We start from the raw sequence: 19,549 nt of genomic DNA, 5'->3' as shown, positions 1-19,549 counted from the left end.
ATTTACAAGATGATAAAGCTAAAAATCAAATCAGGAGATACAGTAAGAGTAATTGCTGGAGACCATAAAGGTACTGAAGGTAAAGTTCTTCGCGTTGACCGTGAGAAAAATAAAGCGATCGTTGAAGGTGTTAACTTAGTTTCAAAACATACGAAACCAAGCGCAAAAAGCCCTCAAGGTGGAATCGTTAAGAAAGAAGCTCCAATTCACATTTCTAACCTATCTCTTATAGATCCTAAAACTAAGGAAGCTACAAAGACAGGTACAAAAATTGAAGGAGATAAGAAAGTAAGATTTGCAAAAAAATCTAATCAAGTACTATAGTAATGGAGTATACACCTAGACTAAAACAGGAATATAAGGACAGAGTAATCTCTGCACTTAAAGAAGAATTCGGTTACAAAAACGTAATGCAAGTTCCAAGACTTGAAAAAATCGTTTTAAGTAAAGGAGTTGGTGCTGCTGTATCTGATAAAAAACTTATTGACTATGCGGTTGATGAGTTGACAAAAATTACAGGTCAAAAAGCAGTATCTACTATCTCTAAGAAAGACGTTGCGTCTTTTAAATTGAGAAAAGGAATGCCAATTGGTGCAAAAGTAACTTTACGTGGAGAAAGAATGTATGAGTTTTTAGATAGACTTATCACTTCGTCTTTGCCACGTGTAAGAGATTTTAGCGGAATTAAGGCTACTGGTTTTGACGGAAGAGGAAATTACAACCTTGGAGTTTTGGAACAAATCATTTTCCCAGAAATTGATATTGATAAAGTTAACAAAATCTCAGGAATGGATATCACCTTCGTTACATCTGCAAAAACAGATAAAGAAGCAAAATCATTATTAGCAGAATTAGGTTTACCTTTTAAAAAGAATTAAGACATGGCTAAAGAATCAATGAAAGCCCGTGAGGTGAAAAGAGAAAAAACGGTAGCAAAGTATGCTGAGAAAAGAAAAGCTTTGAAAGAAGCTGGAGATTTTGAAGGTTTACAAAAATTACCGAAAAATGCTTCTCCAGTTCGTATGCACAACCGTTGCAAATTAACAGGAAGACCTAGAGGGTATATGCGTCAATTCGGAATTTCACGTGTAACTTTCCGTGAAATGGCTAATAATGGATTGATTCCAGGTGTTAAAAAAGCAAGCTGGTAAAAAATATTATTTGCAATTTTGATATTTCAACAGATAGTTGTAAGTTTGCACGTTTTTAACGGTAAGCTGACAGCTATCTGTTGATTATTAATAATTTGATAATTAGAGTTTTAATGGTTTCAGGTTCTACCGGATGGTCCGGAAAGAATACCAAAACCGCAATTTTATACATATGTATACAGATCCTATTGCGGATTATTTGACAAGGGTAAGAAACGCCGTGGCTGCAAACCACAAGGTTGTTGAGATCCCTGCATCTAATCTAAAAAAAGAAATAACAAAGATCTTATTTGATCAAGGTTATATCTTAAGTTACAAATTTGAAGACAACGCTGTACAGGGTTCGATCAAAATTGCTTTGAAGTATGATAAAGATACTAAAGAGTCAGTGATTAAAGACCTACAGAGAATTAGTAAACCAGGTTTACGTAAGTATGCAGGTTCTAGCGAAATTCCACGTATCCTTAACGGATTGGGAATCGCAATTGTTTCTACATCAAAAGGTTTGATGACTGGAAAACAAGCCAAACAACTTAATGTTGGTGGTGAGGTAATTTGTTACGTATACTAATAAAAAGCTAAACGATGTCAAGAATAGGAAAAAATCCCGTTGTAATCCCTGCTGGAGTAACTGTTGAAGTTGCTGAAGGTTTGATTACAGTAAAAGGAAAATTAGGTCAGCTTACTCAGGAATATTCTGATGTAACTGTAAAAGTTGAGGACGGTCAAGTTCTAGTTGAAAGATCATCAGATCACAAAGACCACAGAGCAAAGCACGGATTATACAGATCACTTGTAAACAATATGATTATTGGTGTTTCTGAAGGTTTTACTAAATCATTAGAATTGGTTGGAGTTGGTTATAGAGCTTCAAACCAAGGAAATAAATTAGATTTAGCTCTAGGATTTTCACACAATATCGTTTTAGATATCGCTCCAGAAGTAACTTTGGAAACGGTTTCAGAAAAAGGTAAGAACCCAATCGTGAAATTAACCTCTTTTGATAAACAACTTGTTGGACAGGTAGCGGCAAAGATTAGAGCTTTCCGTAAGCCAGAGCCTTACAAAGGAAAAGGAGTTAAGTTTGTTGGTGAAGTATTAAGAAGAAAAGCAGGTAAATCAGCTTAAAAATAAAAAGATTATGTCATTAACAAAATCTGAAAGAAGACAGAGAATTAAATTCAGAATCAGAAAAATCATTAGCGGTACTGCTGCTAAGCCAAGATTAACTGTATTCAGAAGTAATAAAGAAATCTACGCACAACTAATTGATGATGTGAACGGAGTAACTTTATTAGCTGCATCTTCAAGAGAAAAAGAAGTAAGTAAAGGTACAAACGTTGAAGTAGCTGCAGCAGTTGGAAAACTGATCGGTGAAAAAGCAAAAACTGCTGGTATTGATGCAGTAACTTTCGATAGAGGAGGTTATTTATACCACGGACGTATCCAATCATTAGCAGAAGGCGCGAGAGCGGCTGGACTTAAATTCTAATATAGTATGTCTAATAGCAAATACAAAAATGTAGAGTTAGTAAAGCCGAGTGGTCTTGAATTAAAAGATCGTTTGGTAAGTGTGAATCGTGTTACTAAAGTTACAAAAGGTGGTAGAGCTTTCGGTTTTTCTGCAATTGTAGTGGTAGGTGATGAAAATGGAGTAGTGGGTCACGGATTAGGAAAATCTAAAGACGTTTCTGAAGCAATTGCGAAAGCAGTAGAAGATGCAAAGAAAAATCTAGTAAGAATTCCTTTGAACGGTCAATCAGTTCCTCACGAACAAAAAGGTAAATTTGGTGGTGCACGTGTATTCTTAATTCCTGCCTCTCATGGTACAGGAGTTATTGCTGGTGGAGCTGTTCGTTCAGTTCTTGAATCAGTAGGTATTCACGATGTATTGTCTAAATCTCAAGGTTCTTCTAATCCTCATAACGTAGTGAAAGCAACTTTTGATGCTTTATTGCAAATGAGAAGCGCTTACACTGTTGCAAAACAAAGAGGTGTTTCTTTAGAGAAAGTTTTTAAAGGTTAATTCAAGGAAATTATGGCAAAATTATTAGTAAAACAAGTAAGAAGCAAAATCAATTGTCCTCTATCTCAAAAAAGAGGTCTTGAAGCTTTAGGTCTTCGTAAAATGGGACAAGTTGTAGAGCATGATTCAAACCCTGCTATCCTTGGGATGATAAACAAAGTAAAACACTTAGTTTCTGTAGAGGAAGCTAAATAACAAATTATAGTTATGAATTTAAGTAACTTACAACCTGCTGAAGGTTCTACACACAATCAAAATAAAAGATTAGGTAGAGGAGAAGGTTCTGGAAAAGGTGGTACTTCTGCAAGAGGTCACAAAGGAGCAAAATCTCGTTCTGGTTATTCTAAAAAGATTGGTTTTGAAGGTGGACAAATGCCACTTCAAAGACGTGTACCTAAGTTTGGTTTTACAAACATCAATCGTAAAGAATACGAAGGTGTAAACATTGATACGCTTCAAGCTTTAGTGGATAACGGAATTATTACTGACGGTACTGTTGATATGACAGTATTTGTAGCAAACCGTTTGGCAACTAAAAATGAAATCGTTAAGATTTTAGGTAGAGGTGAATTAACAACTAAATTAAAGGTAACCGCTCATAAATTTACTGCGACTGCGAAAGCTGCTATTGAAGCTGCTGGTGGAGAAGCCGTAACTTTATAATTCTTATAGTTAAGATGAAGAAATTTATAGAATCGTTAAGCAATGCTTGGAAAATTGAAGAACTAAGAAATAGAATTTTAGTGACTCTTGGGTTGTTATTAGTGTACCGTTTTGGTGCGCAAGTGACACTTCCAGGTATTGATGCGACTAAGTTAAATGGACTTACTGATCAGACTAAAGAAGGGATTGGATGGCTAATCGATGTATTTACAGGTGGTGCGTTTTCGCAAGCATCTGTATTTGCATTGGGTATTATGCCATATATTTCTGCATCTATTGTTGTGCAATTGATGGGTATTGCTGTGCCTTACCTTCAAAAGCTACAAAAAGATGGAGAAAGTGGCAGAAAGAAAATGAATCAAATTACACGTTGGTTGACTATCGTTATTACTTTAGTTCAGGCTCCGGGTTATATTTACAATCTAAACAGGACATTGCCACAAGATGCTTTCCTGTTAGGTTTTGATTCAGCACCTTTCTTAATTTCTTCTGTAATTATCTTAGTGACGGGTACAATTTTTGCAATGTGGCTAGGAGAAAAAATTACGGATAAAGGAATTGGAAACGGAATCTCGTTATTAATTATGGTCGGAATCATCTCAAGAATGCCGCAAGCATTCATTCAAGAGTTTTCAACTAGAGTAACAAACAATAATGGTGGGCCGATGTTATTAGTTTTCGAAGTAATAATTTGGCTTTTAGTTATCGTAGCTTGTATCTTATTGGTAATGGCTGTTAGAAAAATCCCGGTACAATACGCTCGTCGTACTGCATCTGGAGAGTTTGAAGAAGCTGGAAATAGACAATGGATTCCTTTAAAGCTGAATGCTTCTGGAGTTATGCCTATCATTTTTGCGCAAGCAATCATGTTTATTCCTGCAGCTTTGGCTGGTCTATCTAGTTCAGAGACAGCGACTTCTGTAAGTACGGCTTTCCAAAATATCTTTGGATGGCAGTATAATTTAGTTTTTGCCTTGTTAATCGTGGTTTTTACTTACTTTTACACCGCAATTACGGTACCTACAAATAAAATGGCTGATGACTTGAAAAGAAGCGGCGGTTTTATCCCGGGAATTCGTCCTGGAGCTGAAACTTCTGAATTTTTAGATAGAATTATGTCTTACATAACGTTTCCAGGATCATTATTTCTTGCTTTAATAGCTGTGTTCCCAGCAATTGTTGTGAGTGTTTTGGATGTTCAACCATCTTGGGCATTGTTTTACGGAGGTACATCGTTATTGATTATGGTGGGAGTTGCAAGTGATACGATCCAGCAAATTAATTCATATTTGTTGAACAAGCATTACGACGGTCTGATGAAGAGCGGTAAAAACAGAAAAGCAGTAGCTTAATTTATGGCAAAACAATCAGCAATAGAACAAGACGGATCAATCATTGAAGCATTGTCAAATGCGATGTTCCGAGTAGAGTTAGAAAATGGACATATTGTGATCGCTCACATTTCTGGTAAAATGCGCATGCATTACATCAAATTATTGCCAGGCGATAAAGTGAAATTAGAAATGAGCCCTTACGATTTGTCAAAAGCAAGAATTACTTATAGATATTAAGGATATGAAAGTTAGAGCTTCAGTAAAAAAGAGAAGTGCCGAGTGCATCATTGTGCGTAGAAAAGGCAGATTATACGTGATTAACAAAAAGAATCCTAGATTTAAACAAAGACAAGGATAGTTATGGCAAGAATAGCAGGGGTAGATATCCCGAAAAACAAAAGAGGAGTTATCGCTTTGACTTATATCTTCGGAATAGGATCAAGCAGAGCTATCGAGATTTTAGAAAAAGCTCAAGTTAGCCAAGATATCAAAGTTCAAGATTGGAATGATGAGCAAATCGGAGCAATTCGTGAGGCTGTTTCATTTTTCAAGATAGAAGGTGAATTACGTTCAGAAATTTCATTAAACATCAAACGTTTAATGGATATCGGATGCTACAGAGGAATTCGTCACAGATCTGGTCTTCCATTAAGAGGACAAAGAACTAAAAACAATTCTAGAACAAGAAAAGGTAAAAGAAAAACTGTTGCGAACAAGAAAAAAGCAACTAAATAATAAGTAATATGGCTAAAGCAACTGCAAAAAAACGTAAAGTTATCGTTGAATCAACGGGAGAAGCTCATATTTCTGCTACCTTTAATAACATCATCATTTCTTTGACTAACAAAAAAGGTGAAGTTATTTCTTGGTCTTCAGCTGGTAAAATGGGCTTTAGAGGTTCTAAAAAGAACACTCCATACGCAGCTCAGATGGCAGCAGAAGATTGTAGTAAAGTAGCGTTAGAGGCTGGACTTAAAAAAGTGAAAGTATACGTGAAAGGACCAGGAAACGGGCGTGAGTCTGCGATCCGTTCTTTACACAACGGTGGAATCGAAGTGACTGAAATCATTGACGTTACTCCAATGCCTCACAATGGATGTCGTCCTCCAAAAAGACGTAGAGTTTAATAAATATTTAAGTATAACTAGGTAGATAATAGATTATCGGAGGATATGACCTGAATTCATAATCTCTACCTTAATTAATTTTTTAGAAATGGCAAGATATACTGGTCCAAGTACAAGAATCGCACGTAAATTCGGTGAAGCGATCTTCGGAGATGACAAATCTTTCGAAAAAAGAAATTACCCACCTGGACAACACGGGATGGCTAAAAAGAGAGGTAAGAAATCTGAATATGCAATCCAGTTGATGGAAAAGCAAAAAGCTAAATACTCTTATGGTATCTTAGAAAAACAATTCAGAAACTTATTCGAAAAAGCATCTGCAACTAAAGGTGTTACTGGTGAAGTTCTTTTGCAATTATGTGAAGCAAGATTGGATAACGTAGTTTTCAGAATGGGTATCGCTCCTTCTAGAAGAGCTGCGCGTCAAATCGTTTCTCACAGACACATCACTGTTAACGGTGAACTTGTAAATATTCCTTCTTACCACTTAAAACCTGGAGATAAAGTAGCAGTTCGTGAAAAATCTAAATCTTTAGAGACTATCGACCGTTCATTATCTAATTCAAGTCAAGTTTACGAATGGATCACTTGGAATAATGACCTTAAAGAAGGTGTTTTCGTTTCAGTTCCAGCTAGACTTCAGATTCCAGAAAACATTAAAGAGCAGCTAATCGTAGAGTTGTATAACAAATAATAGACACTAGTCGAACATATGGCAATATTTAATTTTCAGAAGCCCGATAAAGTTATCATGATCGATTCAACCGATTTTGAAGGTAAATTTGAATTCAGACCTTTAGAACCTGGCTATGGATTGACTGTTGGTAATGCACTTAGAAGAGTCTTGCTTTCCGCTTTAGAAGGATATGCAATCACATCTGTTCGTATCGAAGGTGTAGATCACGAGTTTTCTACAATTTCAGGAGTAGTTGAAGACGTTACAGAAATTATCCTTAATCTTAAGCAAGTACGTTTCAAACGTCAGATTGAAGATATCGATAACGAATCTGTTTCCATCTCAATTTCTGGTAAAGACCAGATTACTGCTGGAGATTTTCAAAAATTCATTTCTGGTTTTCAAGTTTTGAACCCAGAATTGGTTATCTGTAATTTAGATAGCAAAGTTAACTTGAATATGGAGTTGACTATTGAAAAAGGTAGAGGATACGTTCCTGCAGAAGAGAACAAAAAACAAAATGCTGCAATCGGTACTATTTTTACAGATTCAATCTTTACTCCGGTAAAGAATGTAAAATATGCAATTGAAAACTTCCGTGTAGAGCAAAAAACAGATTACGAAAAATTAGTTTTTGAAATTAAAACTGACGGATCGATCAATCCAAAAGACGCTCTTACTGAAGCTGCAAAAGTTTTGATTCACCATTTCATGCTGTTCTCTGATGAAAGAATAACACTTGAAGCTGATGAAATCGCTCAGACAGAATCTTATGACGAAGAGTCATTGCACATGAGACAATTGCTTAAAACTAAGCTTGTTGATATGGATCTGTCAGTGAGAGCATTAAATTGCTTAAAAGCGGCTGAAGTGGATACACTCGGAGATCTAGTATCTTTCAACAAAAACGACTTAATGAAGTTCCGTAACTTCGGTAAAAAATCATTGACTGAGCTTGATGAGCTTGTGGCTGTGAAAAACCTGCATTTCGGAATGGATTTAGCAAAATACAAATTAGATAAAGAATAAATTACTTCATATTTTGCTCTCCAAAGAGGATAGAAGCAAGATGAAGTTAAATAAAAACACGTCATGAGACACGGAAAAAAATTCAATCACTTAAGCAGACAGACAGCGCACAGAAAAGCAATGTTAGCTAATATGGCTTGTTCTCTTATCGAGCACAAACGTATCAACACAACTGTCGCTAAAGCAAAAGCGCTTAAACAATTCGTTGAGCCTTTGATCACAAAATCAAAAGAGGATACAACTCACAACAGACGTATTGTTTTCGCTTACCTTAGAAGCAAATATGCGGTAACTGACTTGTTCAGAGACGTAGCTGCTAAAGTTGGAGATCGTCCAGGTGGATACACTCGTATCATCAAACTTGGAAATCGTCTAGGAGATAACGCTGATATGGCGATGATCGAACTAGTAGATTTCAACGAACTTTACAACGGAGGTAAAAAAGAAGTTAAAAAAGCTAAAAGCCGTCGTGGTGGAAAAGCTAAAAAAGAAGAAAATGCTGTTGAAGAAGCTCCAAAAGCGGAACCAACTGCAAAATCAGAACCAACTTCTACTGACGCTGCTGAGTAATGAAGAAATTCATATCATAAATAAAAAAAGGATAAGCTATTATAGTTTATCCTTTTTTTTTGCTTTATCCTAACAGGTTTTCAAAACCTGTTAGGTATTAAATAATTTTTTTAGAAGCGAATGGTCAGGCTTTTTTAGCCATCGCAATTCCCGGTGCAATTGCCTGAGCTCTTACTGCTGTTCGGCCACAGCAGTAAGAGCTCAGGCAATTGCAGCATCGGGGCTATCTGACAAGCCATTTAAATAATTGTAAGCGCCAGTCCCAACCGTTGTCAACTAACATAACGAATAAACTAATTAAAAAAATATCAACGCCAATCAGTCTAATTCACCAAAATCCGGGTTGCAATTTTTACGCAAAAAACACCTGGCCTTGCTTTTCTAAAGGCGTTAATGATTAAAAAAAATAAATTTTCAAATCACCGCAAATTAAATTAAATTTGCACCCGCAACTACACAGCAACTACGAGGAAACGAAGCAAAGCAAGTTCCACTAAACCGTTAAAAAATAAATAGCTACAACCAATGAAATACACAACACGACAAAAAGCAGTTCTACTATTAAGTGACGGAACCATTTTCCACGGTAAATCAATGGGAATCAGCGGAACCACTTTTGGAGAAGTTTGCTTTAATACGGGAATGACCGGTTACCAAGAAATCTTTACCGATCCTTCTTATTTCGGACAGATAATGGTAGCTACCAATGCACACATCGGAAACTACGGTGTCAATGAAGAAGATATTGAAGCCGACAGCATCATGATTTCGGGTTTGGTTTGCAAGAACTTCTCGTTTAATCATTCGCGTGTAAATTCTTCTGAAAGCTTGGAAGAGTACTTTAAAAAACAAAACCTGGTTTGCATTTCTGATGTCGATACCAGAGCTTTGGTAAGCTACATCCGTGACAACGGAGCGATGAACGCCGTTATTTCAACAGACGGAAAATCAATCGAAGAATTAAAAGCGCTGCTTGCAGAAGTTCCAGATATGAAAGGTTTGGAATTAGCTTCTAAAGTTTCCACAAAAGAGCCTTACTTTATCGGAGAAGCAACAGCCAAATATAAAATTGCAGCCTTAGACTTGGGAATCAAGAAAAACATATTGAGAAACTTGGCTAAAAGAGACTGTTATATTAAAGTTTTCCCTTTTGACACGACTTATGAAGAAATGAAAGCTTTCAGTCCTGATGGATTTTTTCTTTCGAATGGTCCTGGTGATCCTGATCCATTATTCGGAGCGATTGAAATTGCTAAAAAAATCTTGGAGAATGACGAGCCGGTTTTCGGAATCTGTTTGGGCCACCAAGTATTGGCCTTGGCAAACGGAATCTCGACGTATAAAATGTTCAACGGACACCGCGGTATCAATCATCCGGTAAAAAATGAATTGACTGGAAAAGGCGAAATTACGTCTCAAAACCACGGTTTTGCGGTAAACAGAGAAGAGCTTGAAAAAAATCCTGATCTTGAAATCACGCATACGCACATCAATGACGGCACCGTTGCCGGAATGCGTATGAAAAATAAAAACTGTTTTTCTGTACAATACCATCCAGAAGCGAGTCCCGGTCCACACGATTCTTCTTATCTGTTTGATATTTTTATAGAAAATATAAATAAGGCGGTAAAAGCTTAAGTAAAAAGACGCTCCTGCAGCGTCTTTTTTTGTTTCCAACGGAAATGCGAATGATGCGCTTAGAAAATTTTTAGTACTTTTATTCAAAATAAATTTTTTAAAATGTCTCAAAACAGCAAAGAATTAAAGCTTGCGGTACTGATTGATGCCGACAACGTTCCTTACAGCAATGTGAAGGGGATGATGGAGGAAATCACGAAATATGGAACGCCGACCACCAAAAGAATTTATGCCGATTGGACGCGCCCAAATGCCAACGGTTGGAAAAACGTGCTGCTTGAACACGCCATCACGCCCATTCAGCAATACAGTTACACTTCAGGGAAAAACTCTTCTGATTCGGCATTGATTATTGACGCAATGGATTTACTCTATTCTGGAAAATTAGACGGATTCTGTATCGTTTCCAGCGACAGCGATTTTACGCGTTTGGCCATCAGGCTTCGCGAATCAGGAATGAAAGTCATTGGAATTGGGGAGCAGAAAACACCAAAACCGTTCATAAGCGCCTGCGACCGATTTATTTTTATAGAGGTTTTAGACGGGGCTATAAAGAAAAAGACCGTTAAAACCGCCAACGTGGCTGCCGGAATCAAAAAAGCAGCCGAAAAAGAGATTGCCAAAATTGCTGAAAAGCCCGCCCAAAAACCGCTTAATAAAATTGACGAAGATAGTATCGAATTGATCGAATCTACCATTGAAGACATTGCTGATGATGACGGATGGGCTTTTTTAGGTGACGTCGGGAACCTGATTGTGAAGAAAAAACCAGAATTTGATTCTAGAAATTATGGTTTTATAAAACTGACTCCCATGTTGAAATCGCTGACCGATATCTTAGAAATAGATGAAAGAGAATCGGACAAAAAAGGTATCAAGCATGTGTATGTGAGGCTAAGGTTTAGCTGATTAGTACTTTCAATGAATTATTAAAGAGTAGATAAACGTTCGGTTAAAACAATTGTAACTTCAGTGAGGAAGCTGCTTGTTAGATTTCTCTTCATTCGCAACAACTCTAAATTGCACCATTTTCTCCACCAATTCAAACGGAACAGCATCTAACGGAAATTGAACCGAACCTTTTCCTTGTTTGTATTTTGAAAGTTCGTTTGCAAATTCACTATGGCCTGTTGGCGTAGCATAAAACCCGATGTGATTTTTATATGCTGCAAAATACACCAACGGTTTCCCAAAAGTTTTGTACGCTGGCATTCCGTACGAAATACTTTCCACCGCATCAGGAGCATTTTCTAAAATGACCGCACGAAGTTTTTCTAGAAGAATTTGAATCTCTTTTGGAAAGCTTTTGATGTAGTCGTTGACAGTGGTGAAAGGTGTCATGATATTTGAACTTTAAATTTATCATTTTTAAATATGGAACTACAATATAAATATAGCAATTCTATATTTTATTTGGAAGACTAAGACCTAGAACAAAATCACAGCTTGTTAAAGATTTGTGGTTTTTGGATTTTTGCTGATTTAATTTAAAATCTCATTTTTTATAGATTTCATTTGCTACAAAGTATGGAAAGAACAGTTTATAATATGAAATGGCAGTCGGGAAGAAGAAAAGCGAACGCAAGAAGACTAGACCTAAAGCAAAATAAATTGAAAACCCATTTACGAGAGTAAATGGGTTTTTTATAATACTAATTCTCTAGTCCAATCTGTACTTTTTTATAGTTTCGTTAAAAGAATTTCTGTTGGACTAATAAAATCAATTTGAACTTGATCTCCAATTTGAGCATTTATATGGTACCAATCTCCTAAGAGTTTTAAATCTCCTGAACCGTGAAATTGTTTTGCAAATTCTTCTCTATTTTGATTACCTGAAGCTAATAATTTAGAATTTGAAATAAAACCATCGGAGGTGCTAAAGTCATATTCAGCGCTTCTGATGTTAGATTTGGTGTTTGTTATTTCTATGTTATAAGCAAAGTCTGAGGGTATTTGTAAATAACCTTCTCCATATATAATTCCTCTGGAATTGGTATGTCTCAGACTTCCACATTCTAGATGGGCTTGTAGCAATGTTGTTTTAAATGAGTCTCCTGTTTTTGGCATAATGATAAAAATTATAATTAATAAAGGTGTAAAAATTATTTTTAGTTGTTTATACTTTACATTCTTTTATAAAGTATTTGCCATAAGATGTTAGGTTAAAATCATCTGATTTAATGTAGCTTGCAGAAACATCGATGTCTACATTGATTTTTTGCCCTTGTTTGTCTTCTTCTAATGCTGCTTCTGGATAGCCATTGTCAATTTCAATTTCTGGGTCTTCGTAACGAACCAATCTCAGAGATTCCAAGTTATCGATGTAGATTGTAGTAAATTCGTCATTGAGATTAAATTTTTCTTTTATGGATTTAGAAGTAATTTGGACAAGATTAGGATTTATATCATCGATGTTGTTAAATCTACTTCGTTTAGAATTAATAGATCTTTCAAATATTCTTTTACGCTTGTATTCGAATTCTTCGAAAATTGTGTCCAAAATTGATGCCTCTAAAGAGGAAAGATTTGAAAGTGTATTTAATAATTTTGGTTCTAATCCTGTTTCGGGAGTTGAAGCTATGTTAGCAATCCAAATTAGCCCATTTGTCTTGCAATTTTTCATCATCCTCTAGTGAGGATTTTTCAATAAGTGGAATAAGTGTTTTTAAATTAAGTTGTCTAGTTTCTAATCCATTTTCATCAAGAATTTTAATTGTCTTAGTGAAAATTTTAATTTGATTATTCAGTCGTTTCGATCTCACTTTATCTGCGAAAAGTTCGCTAAATTCTTTAATTGCAGGACCAAATAACGTCGATAAAAATTTGTCTGTTTTGTAAAATTTGTTTAGGAAGATTTAGACCTTCAATTATTTCTTTCATAGTTTCTCAATTTTAGAATGTAATCTTATGGAATGAATTAGAAAATTGCATTTCAGAAAAATTTCTTCATTACAATAATAATTAAATTCAATGAATAATTCCTACAAAATCGACCAACTCACAAAATACTCCTTAAAATTACTATACCAAAAACAAAAACCATTTCCAATAAATTAATCTCCTAAATCGTTTGCGTTTATAAGTTTTTAAAAATAGTAGGAATCTGTTTTTTAAATTGCTTAAATTTGTTTTTCGTTCCAAAAAAGCAAACAAATAGTATCAAATAAACAAAACAAAATGAGCATAATTATCAAAGTTCACGCAAGACAGATTCTTGATTCAAGAGGGAACCCTACAATTGAAGTTGATGTAGTAACAGAACATGGCGTTCTTGGAAGAGCGGCTGTACCTTCTGGAGCTTCAACGGGAGAGCACGAAGCGGTGGAATTAAGAGACGGCGGCAAAGCATTCATGGGTAAAGGTGTTTTGAAAGCAGTGGAAAATGTAAACATTAAGATTGCTGAAGAATTATTGGGGACATCAGTTTTTGAACAAAACTTGATTGACCAAAAAATGATTGAATTAGACGGAACTCCAAATAAATCGAATCTTGGCGCCAATGCAATCTTGGGTGTTTCTTTGGCAGTGGCTAAAGCAGCGGCTAATGAATTAGGAATGCCATTGTACCGTTATGTAGGCGGAGTTTCTGGAAACACGCTTCCGGTACCGATGATGAATATTATCAACGGTGGTTCGCATTCTGATGCGCCGATCGCATTTCAAGAATTTATGATTATGCCTGTAAAAGCAAAAACGTTCACGCACGCAATGCAAATGGGAACGGAGATTTTCCACAACCTTAAAAAAGTATTGCACGACAGAGGTTTGAGTACGGCTGTAGGTGATGAAGGTGGTTTTGCTCCCAACTTAGCTGGTGGAACTGAAGATGCTTTAGATTCTATCAAATTGGCAGTTGAAAACGCTGGATATACTTTTGGTGATGACGTGAAAGTGGCTTTGGATTGTGCTGCTTCTGAGTTTTTCCTAAACGGAAACTATGACTACACAAAATTTGAAGGAGAAACAGGAAAAATCCGTTCTTCAAAAGAACAGGCTGAATATTTAGCTGAATTGGCTTCTAAATACCCAATCATCTCTATCGAAGACGGTATGCAAGAAAACGACTGGGACGGTTGGAAATACTTGACTGAATTGGTGGGAGATAAAGTACAGTTGGTTGGAGATGATTTGTTCGTAACCAATGTAGAGCGTCTTAAAAAAGGAATCGATTTAGGAATTGCAAATTCCATCTTGGTAAAAGTAAATCAAATCGGAACGTTGACGGAAACGATCGCAGCAGTAAACATGGCGCACAACGCTGGTTATACATCTGTAATGTCACACCGTTCAGGAGAAACCGAAGACAACACGATTGCTGACTTGGCTGTAGCATTAAACTGCGGGCAAATCAAAACGGGTTCTGCATCCCGTTCTGACCGTATGGCAAAATACAACCAATTGCTTCGCATCGAGGAAGAATTGGGAAAAACGGCATACTTCCCTGGAGAAAATGCTTTTAAAGTGAAATAAGCTTCTTTTTTAGTTTAAAAATAAAACCCTGATTGCCATCAAAAGCAGTCAGGGTTTGTTATTTAGAATAATCTAATAAACGGCTGTTTATCATAGTTTTGTTAGATAGGTGTCGTGACTTTCGCTCAATAAATTAGCCTATAATTTAAAGATGAAATAGGAGTGCTAAAAAGTCAAAACACTCGCAAGTAAAGCCCAAAGCACCAAAAGCAATGGAGTTGGTCGAAAGTTCAAAATTACTTATTTTGACCACCTTTGATGGTGATGAAAATCCAGTTTCAAGTTACGCGCCATTTGCTTTCATCAACGGAAGCTATAGGCGGCCACGGTCACGGAATACCTCCGGAAAACTAGCGATTTCAGAAATGAAGTTGCTTATTTGTTCCTTATAAGTTTGAAAAAGAAGATAAAAGTAGTAAAAAGTAGCTTCGGGCTTTTTAATTTACGATTTATGTATAGCAAATTCGCAAAATTTAATGAAATATTAACGAAATCGTTTCCGTATTACTTTTCAGTTAATAATGAATTGCTTAATTTTGTTAAATTAAATTTCACAATTTTAAAAAATTCCCACATATATTATGTCAAAAACAGCAATATTAGAGCTCGATGGTAACAAGTATGAATTTCCAGTAATCGTTGGAACAGAAAACGAAGTTGCAATTGATATCGATAAGTTACGCAGTGCAACAGGTGCAATAACAATTGATCCAGGTTATAAAAATTCAGGATCTTGTAAAAGTGAAATTACTTTTCTTGATGGTGAAGAAGGAATTTTGCGTTACAGAGGTTATTCAATTGAGCAATTGGCTGGAAATGCAAACTTTCTTGAGGTTTCTTATTTAGTTATCTTCGGAGAATTGCCCACTGCAAAACAATTAGAGCAATTTGAAACTGACATCAGAAAATATACTTTGATCAACGAAGAAATGAAAAACATCATTGATGGTTTTCCAAAAAACGCACATCCAATGGGCGTTTTATCTTGCTTGACAAGTGCATTGACAGCTTTTAATCCAAAATCGGTTAATGTTGAAAATGAAAAAGAAATGTATGAGGCTGTTTGTAAAACGATGGCTAAATTCTTAGTTATTGCAACTTGGACGTACAGAAAAAGCATGGGTTATCCATTAAATTATTATGATAACACAAAAGGTTACGTTGAAAACTTCATGAGATTGATGTTTGAATTGCCAACCGGACCGTATGCTGCAAACCCAACAATCGTTGCTGCTTTAGATAAATTATTCATCCTTCACGCTGATCACGAGCAAAACTGTTCGACTTCAACAGTAAGAATGGTGGGATCTTCTCACGCAGGTTTGTTCGCATCTATTTCTGCGGGAGTTTCTGCGCTTTGGGGACCGCTTCACGGTGGTGCTAACCAAGCGGTTTTAGAAATGCTTGAAGAAATTCAAAAAAATGGTGGTGACGCTGACAAATATTTAGAAAAAGCAAAAGATAAAAACGATCCTTTCCGTTTGATGGGCTTCGGACATAGAGTTTACAAAAACTTTGACCCAAGAGCAAAAATCATTAAAAAAGCAGCGGACGAAGTTTTAGCAACTTTAGGAGTTAACGATCCAATCTTGAATATTGCTAAGAAATTAGAAGAATCAGCTTTGGTGGACGAATACTTCGTATCAAGAAAATTATATCCAAACGTAGATTTCTATTCTGGAATTATTTACAGAGCTTTAGGTATTCCTACAGATATGTTTACGGTTCTTTTCGCAATCGGCCGTCTTCCGGGATGGATCGCACAATGGAAAGAAATGCGTGTGAACAAAGAGCCAATCGGCCGTCCAAGACAAGTATATACGGGTCCGGCTTTGAGAGAATTTGTTCCTTTCGAAAAAAGATAATAGCATTAAATAAATTTAAAAAGCTTCGCTTAATCGTGGAGCTTTTTTTTGCCTGAAATTTTCCCAACCTAATACAGCAATTATAATAACAATGCCTTGCAATAGAACCATGTAACGGCAGGTGTTTACAGGTCCAGATATTAAAATTGAATATCCACAAATCAGAATCAGATACATATTTCTAAAATTCCAAAGCTTTCTGTTATTCCATAAATAAGAAAGGGCGAAAAACCATTTAAAAATATTTGTCAGAAATATAGGAATCAAAATTAAGATTACGATTTTATATTTGTATTCTAAAAGGCCTTTTAAAACAGACATGAAATCTTCTTTGTTTAATAATTGCATAAAACCTTGGGAAGCATCTTGCTGTTCGTGAAATGTAATCAAATCAAACCTCCCTGGGTCAAACATGCCTCTAATCGCACCTTTTACATGGAAAAATGCATAAGGAATCAAGTTGTTTTTAATTTCGGATTTTCCTGTTTTGTCTAGATAGGAACTATATTCTTCAAAAGTTTTAAATTTTTCGGATTCTTCATAAACACTTTTTTTCCATAGTTCAGCTTTATCTATACCTTCTTGTTTCATCTTGAATAAATACAGATTATAGTCAATTAAGTTGATGTTTTGTATCGAAGAAAAATGTGAAAAACCAGTTCGGTGTTGATTGTATCCGATGTAAGAAATAGACATCAACAGCGGGACGAAAACAGAAATTTGGAATGTTTTTGTACGGATAAAATAAAAAATAAAAAAAAGCAAATTCACAATCGTGAAAAGGTAAAAGGCAGGTTTTAAAAAGAAGAGTAAACAGAGTAAAATTTGGATATAAACAATTTTTCGATTGTCCAATTTATTTTGAAATTGCCTAAAAATCAAGAGCATCACTGTACTAGCAATTGTTTCCGTCATAATCAAATGCGTGTTGATAAAGATTGATGGCGTGAGAAAAAGTAAAATGGTGATTAGATAATATGATTTTCCTCCAAGATTCTTGAAAATTTGCAAGACTAAAAATAAGTTAAAGATGCCTAAAATTGTTTGAAAAAGAACGATGACCAAATCGTTCAAAAAACCAAGGAACAAAATTAAAAGGGGGTATAAAAAAGGACGTTTTGTCAAGTTTATGGATTCAATGATATCAGTTGTTTGACCGAAATACTTTCCGTTTTTTAGTAATTCTGCTGTTGCAAAATATTCGTTGGAATCTGTTAATCTAAAATTCCCATGAACAATTCGGGCTATCAAAAAAGCAATCATAATAAAAATCAAAACTAAAAAGTTTTTTTTGAATTTAGAATTAGAAAATAGGTTTTGAATGCTTTTCAAATTGCTTTTTTTTAAGATTTTTAAGACAAACAAACTTACTGAAATTATTGGAAACTAAGTTTAGGAAATGTAGATTTGTCAATCGTTGTAATGATATGAAAAATAAAAAAGCAATAATTATTGGAGGTGGTCCTGCAGGTTTAACTGCTGCTTTTGAGTTTATTCAAAATACCGATATTCAGCCAGTAGTTTTAGAGCAAAGCGAATATTGGGGAGGTATTTCACGAACGGTAAATTACAAAGGAAATCGAATCGATATTGGCGGGCATCGTTTTTTTTCAAAGTCGGATGTTATTATGGATTGGTGGTGTAAAATTTTACCAATACTTTCTGAAGAAAAATCCATTAAAATTTCATATCAAAATAAATCTAAAGAACTAAATACGATTGGTTTTCCTTCGGATGGAAAAAATAACGATAATGTAATGTTAGTCCGAAGCCGAAAATCAAGAATTTATTATCAAAAACAATTCTTTGATTATCCTATTTCTTTGACTCCAGAAACCGTTTTGAAACTGGGCATTTTTAATACTTTTTTAATCGGAATGAGTTATCTGAAAAGCGTAGCATTTCCGATAAAAGAAGAGAGAAACTTAGAAGATTTTTTCATAAACAGATTTGGAAAAAAACTGTATCAAACTTTTTTTAAAGATTATACTGAAAAAGTTTGGGGAATAAAATGTACAGAAATTAGTTCAGAATGGGGCGCTCAACGCATAAAAGGACTTTCGATCAGAAAATCAATTGCTCATTTTTTAAATAAAAAATTTTCTAAATCGGATGAAACCCTAAGTCAGAAAGATACCGAGACTTCATTGATTGAATATTTTTTATATCCAAAATTTGGTCCAGGACAGATGTGGGAAGAAGTTGCTGAAAAACTAATTTCAAATAATGGGGAGTTACATCAAAATTTAAAAGTAAAAGAAATAAAAACAGACGGAAATAAGATTGTTTCTGTGATTGCTCAAAATCAAATCACGAAAGAAGAAATTCTTTTTGAAGGCGATTATTTTATTTCTACAATGCCTGTCAAAGAACTGATTTCTTCCTTAGATTGTGAAGTTCCAGAAAAAATAAGTGAAGTTTCTGAAGGATTGATTTATCGCGATTTTATTACTGTTGGATTGCTTTTAAGTAAGATGAAGAAGCAGGAAATAACTGATAATTGGATTTACATTCAAGAGCCTTATGTTAAAGTTGGGAGATTGCAGATTTTTAATAATTGGAGTCCGTTTTTAGTTAAAGATGAAAATACAACTTGGGTAGGTTTAGAATATTTCTGCTATGAAAATGATGCGCTTTGGAATAAAAATGAAGTACAAATGAAAGAATTAGCAATCAAGGAAATGGTCGAAATCGGGATGATTAACCGAGAAGATGTTTTAGATAGCGTGGTCATCAAAATGCCGAAAACATATCCAGCTTATTTTGGGACTTATGAAAAATTTGATCAAATTATTGATTATACCAGTCAATTTGAAAATTTATTTTTGATTGGTAGAAATGGAATGCATAAATATAATAACCAAGATCATTCGATGTTAACAGCAATTCAAGCAGTTCAAAATATTAAGAACGGAATATTTTCAAAAGAAAATCTCTGGTCAATTAATACAGAGCAAGAATATCACGAAGAAAAGTAAGCAAGAGCTATTAATCAATAAT

26 protein-coding genes are annotated in these 19,549 nt (G+C 35.1%); 22 read left to right on the top strand and 4 right to left on the bottom strand.

Annotated features, from left to right (window positions below):
- Positions 1 to 9: 9 nt before the first annotated feature.
- The 19 genes from rplX (at position 10) to EG849_RS01840 (ending at position 11,123) form a co-directional block, all read left to right on the top strand.
- Positions 10 to 324 (top strand): 50S ribosomal protein L24, encoded by a 315-nt coding sequence (rplX, locus tag EG849_RS01930; protein WP_125011404.1) that lies wholly within the window; start codon positions 10 to 12, stop codon positions 322 to 324.
- Positions 325 to 326: 2 nt separating this feature from the next.
- Positions 327 to 878, top strand: a complete 552-nt coding sequence (rplE, locus tag EG849_RS01925) for a 50S ribosomal protein L5 (protein WP_125011403.1) — start codon at positions 327 to 329, stop codon at positions 876 to 878.
- Between the two features lie 3 nt (positions 879 to 881).
- The gene (rpsN, locus tag EG849_RS01920; protein WP_026706250.1) at positions 882 to 1,151 is read left to right on the top strand and encodes a 30S ribosomal protein S14; all 270 of its coding nucleotides are present in this window, start codon (positions 882 to 884) and stop codon (positions 1,149 to 1,151) included.
- Positions 1,152 to 1,323: 172 nt separating this feature from the next.
- On the top strand, positions 1,324 to 1,722 hold the full coding sequence (gene rpsH / locus EG849_RS01915; protein ID WP_125011402.1) for a 30S ribosomal protein S8: 399 nt from the start codon (positions 1,324 to 1,326) through the stop codon (positions 1,720 to 1,722).
- Between the two features lie 14 nt (positions 1,723 to 1,736).
- A complete protein-coding gene (rplF, locus tag EG849_RS01910) occupies positions 1,737 to 2,279 on the top strand; it encodes a 50S ribosomal protein L6 (RefSeq protein ID WP_125011401.1) in 543 nt (180 codons plus the stop codon).
- A 13-nt stretch (positions 2,280 to 2,292) separates the two neighbouring features.
- Complete coding sequence (rplR, locus tag EG849_RS01905; protein WP_125011400.1) at positions 2,293 to 2,643, top strand: 50S ribosomal protein L18; 351 nt, start codon at positions 2,293 to 2,295, stop codon at positions 2,641 to 2,643.
- A gap of 6 nt (positions 2,644 to 2,649) precedes the next feature.
- Positions 2,650 to 3,177, top strand: coding sequence for a 30S ribosomal protein S5 (gene rpsE / locus EG849_RS01900; RefSeq protein WP_125011399.1), 528 nt, complete (start codon positions 2,650 to 2,652; stop codon positions 3,175 to 3,177).
- 12 nt (positions 3,178 to 3,189) lie between these two features.
- Positions 3,190 to 3,372, top strand: a complete 183-nt coding sequence (gene rpmD, locus EG849_RS01895; RefSeq protein WP_017495010.1) for a 50S ribosomal protein L30 — start codon at positions 3,190 to 3,192, stop codon at positions 3,370 to 3,372.
- Positions 3,373 to 3,384: 12 nt separating this feature from the next.
- Entirely contained in the window at positions 3,385 to 3,840 is a 456-nt protein-coding gene (gene rplO / locus EG849_RS01890) for a 50S ribosomal protein L15 (RefSeq protein ID WP_125011398.1), read from the top strand.
- Between the two features lie 14 nt (positions 3,841 to 3,854).
- Positions 3,855 to 5,192 (top strand): preprotein translocase subunit SecY, encoded by a 1,338-nt coding sequence (gene secY / locus EG849_RS01885; protein WP_125011397.1) that lies wholly within the window; start codon positions 3,855 to 3,857, stop codon positions 5,190 to 5,192.
- A gap of 3 nt (positions 5,193 to 5,195) precedes the next feature.
- Positions 5,196 to 5,411, top strand: coding sequence for a translation initiation factor IF-1 (infA, locus tag EG849_RS01880; protein ID WP_007136545.1), 216 nt, complete (start codon positions 5,196 to 5,198; stop codon positions 5,409 to 5,411).
- Positions 5,412 to 5,415: 4 nt separating this feature from the next.
- Positions 5,416 to 5,532, top strand: a complete 117-nt coding sequence (gene ykgO, locus EG849_RS01875) for a type B 50S ribosomal protein L36 (protein WP_002987490.1) — start codon at positions 5,416 to 5,418, stop codon at positions 5,530 to 5,532.
- A 2-nt stretch (positions 5,533 to 5,534) separates the two neighbouring features.
- Complete coding sequence (gene rpsM / locus EG849_RS01870) at positions 5,535 to 5,909, top strand: 30S ribosomal protein S13 (RefSeq protein ID WP_125011396.1); 375 nt, start codon at positions 5,535 to 5,537, stop codon at positions 5,907 to 5,909.
- Positions 5,910 to 5,917: 8 nt separating this feature from the next.
- Positions 5,918 to 6,301, top strand: coding sequence for a 30S ribosomal protein S11 (gene rpsK / locus EG849_RS01865; RefSeq protein WP_024981527.1), 384 nt, complete (start codon positions 5,918 to 5,920; stop codon positions 6,299 to 6,301).
- Between the two features lie 88 nt (positions 6,302 to 6,389).
- Entirely contained in the window at positions 6,390 to 6,995 is a 606-nt protein-coding gene (gene rpsD / locus EG849_RS01860; protein WP_125011395.1) for a 30S ribosomal protein S4, read from the top strand.
- Positions 6,996 to 7,013: 18 nt separating this feature from the next.
- On the top strand, positions 7,014 to 8,006 hold the full coding sequence (locus tag EG849_RS01855; RefSeq protein ID WP_121376811.1) for a DNA-directed RNA polymerase subunit alpha: 993 nt from the start codon (positions 7,014 to 7,016) through the stop codon (positions 8,004 to 8,006).
- A 63-nt stretch (positions 8,007 to 8,069) separates the two neighbouring features.
- Entirely contained in the window at positions 8,070 to 8,576 is a 507-nt protein-coding gene (gene rplQ, locus EG849_RS01850; RefSeq protein ID WP_125011394.1) for a 50S ribosomal protein L17, read from the top strand.
- Positions 8,577 to 9,101: 525 nt separating this feature from the next.
- On the top strand, positions 9,102 to 10,214 hold the full coding sequence (carA, locus tag EG849_RS01845; RefSeq protein ID WP_125011393.1) for a glutamine-hydrolyzing carbamoyl-phosphate synthase small subunit: 1,113 nt from the start codon (positions 9,102 to 9,104) through the stop codon (positions 10,212 to 10,214).
- 102 nt (positions 10,215 to 10,316) lie between these two features.
- Entirely contained in the window at positions 10,317 to 11,123 is an 807-nt protein-coding gene (locus EG849_RS01840) for an NYN domain-containing protein (RefSeq protein ID WP_125011392.1), read from the top strand.
- Between the two features lie 60 nt (positions 11,124 to 11,183).
- Here EG849_RS01840 and EG849_RS01835 read toward each other — a convergent pair whose 3' ends face one another.
- The 3 genes from EG849_RS01835 to EG849_RS16100 all read right to left on the bottom strand — a co-directional run bounded on the left by EG849_RS01835 (position 11,184) and on the right by EG849_RS16100 (position 12,837).
- The gene (locus EG849_RS01835) at positions 11,184 to 11,555 is read right to left on the bottom strand and encodes an iron chaperone (protein WP_125011391.1); all 372 of its coding nucleotides are present in this window, start codon (positions 11,553 to 11,555) and stop codon (positions 11,184 to 11,186) included.
- Positions 11,556 to 11,894: 339 nt separating this feature from the next.
- Positions 11,895 to 12,281, bottom strand: coding sequence for a hypothetical protein (locus EG849_RS01830; RefSeq protein WP_125011390.1), 387 nt, complete (start codon positions 12,279 to 12,281; stop codon positions 11,895 to 11,897).
- Between the two features lie 49 nt (positions 12,282 to 12,330).
- Entirely contained in the window at positions 12,331 to 12,837 is a 507-nt protein-coding gene (locus EG849_RS16100; RefSeq protein ID WP_233581744.1) for an Abi-alpha family protein, read from the bottom strand.
- Between the two features lie 554 nt (positions 12,838 to 13,391).
- Here EG849_RS16100 and eno point away from each other — a divergent pair.
- Together eno and EG849_RS01815 are read left to right on the top strand one after the other, a co-directional pair.
- Positions 13,392 to 14,684 (top strand): phosphopyruvate hydratase, encoded by a 1,293-nt coding sequence (eno, locus tag EG849_RS01820; protein WP_125011388.1) that lies wholly within the window; start codon positions 13,392 to 13,394, stop codon positions 14,682 to 14,684.
- Between the two features lie 581 nt (positions 14,685 to 15,265).
- Complete coding sequence (locus EG849_RS01815) at positions 15,266 to 16,549, top strand: citrate synthase (RefSeq protein ID WP_125011387.1); 1,284 nt, start codon at positions 15,266 to 15,268, stop codon at positions 16,547 to 16,549.
- 15 nt (positions 16,550 to 16,564) lie between these two features.
- Here the strand turns inward: EG849_RS01815 and EG849_RS01810 are convergent, their stop codons facing one another.
- Positions 16,565 to 17,881: a hypothetical protein gene (locus EG849_RS01810; RefSeq protein ID WP_125011386.1), complete on the bottom strand. Its 1,317-nt coding sequence runs from the start codon at positions 17,879 to 17,881 to the stop codon at positions 16,565 to 16,567.
- 95 nt (positions 17,882 to 17,976) lie between these two features.
- Here EG849_RS01810 and EG849_RS01805 point away from each other — a divergent pair, with 95 nt between their 5' ends.
- Positions 17,977 to 19,527 carry an NAD(P)/FAD-dependent oxidoreductase gene (locus tag EG849_RS01805; RefSeq protein WP_125011385.1) on the top strand — a complete coding sequence of 517 codons (1,551 nt, stop codon included), beginning with the start codon at positions 17,977 to 17,979 and terminating at the stop codon, positions 19,525 to 19,527.
- Positions 19,528 to 19,549 lie beyond the last annotated feature (22 nt).

The sequence above is a fragment of the Flavobacterium macacae genome, from assembly GCF_003865365.1.
Lineage (GTDB): Bacteria > Bacteroidota > Bacteroidia > Flavobacteriales > Flavobacteriaceae > Flavobacterium > Flavobacterium macacae.
This window is presented reverse-complemented; position numbering and strand designations above follow the sequence as displayed.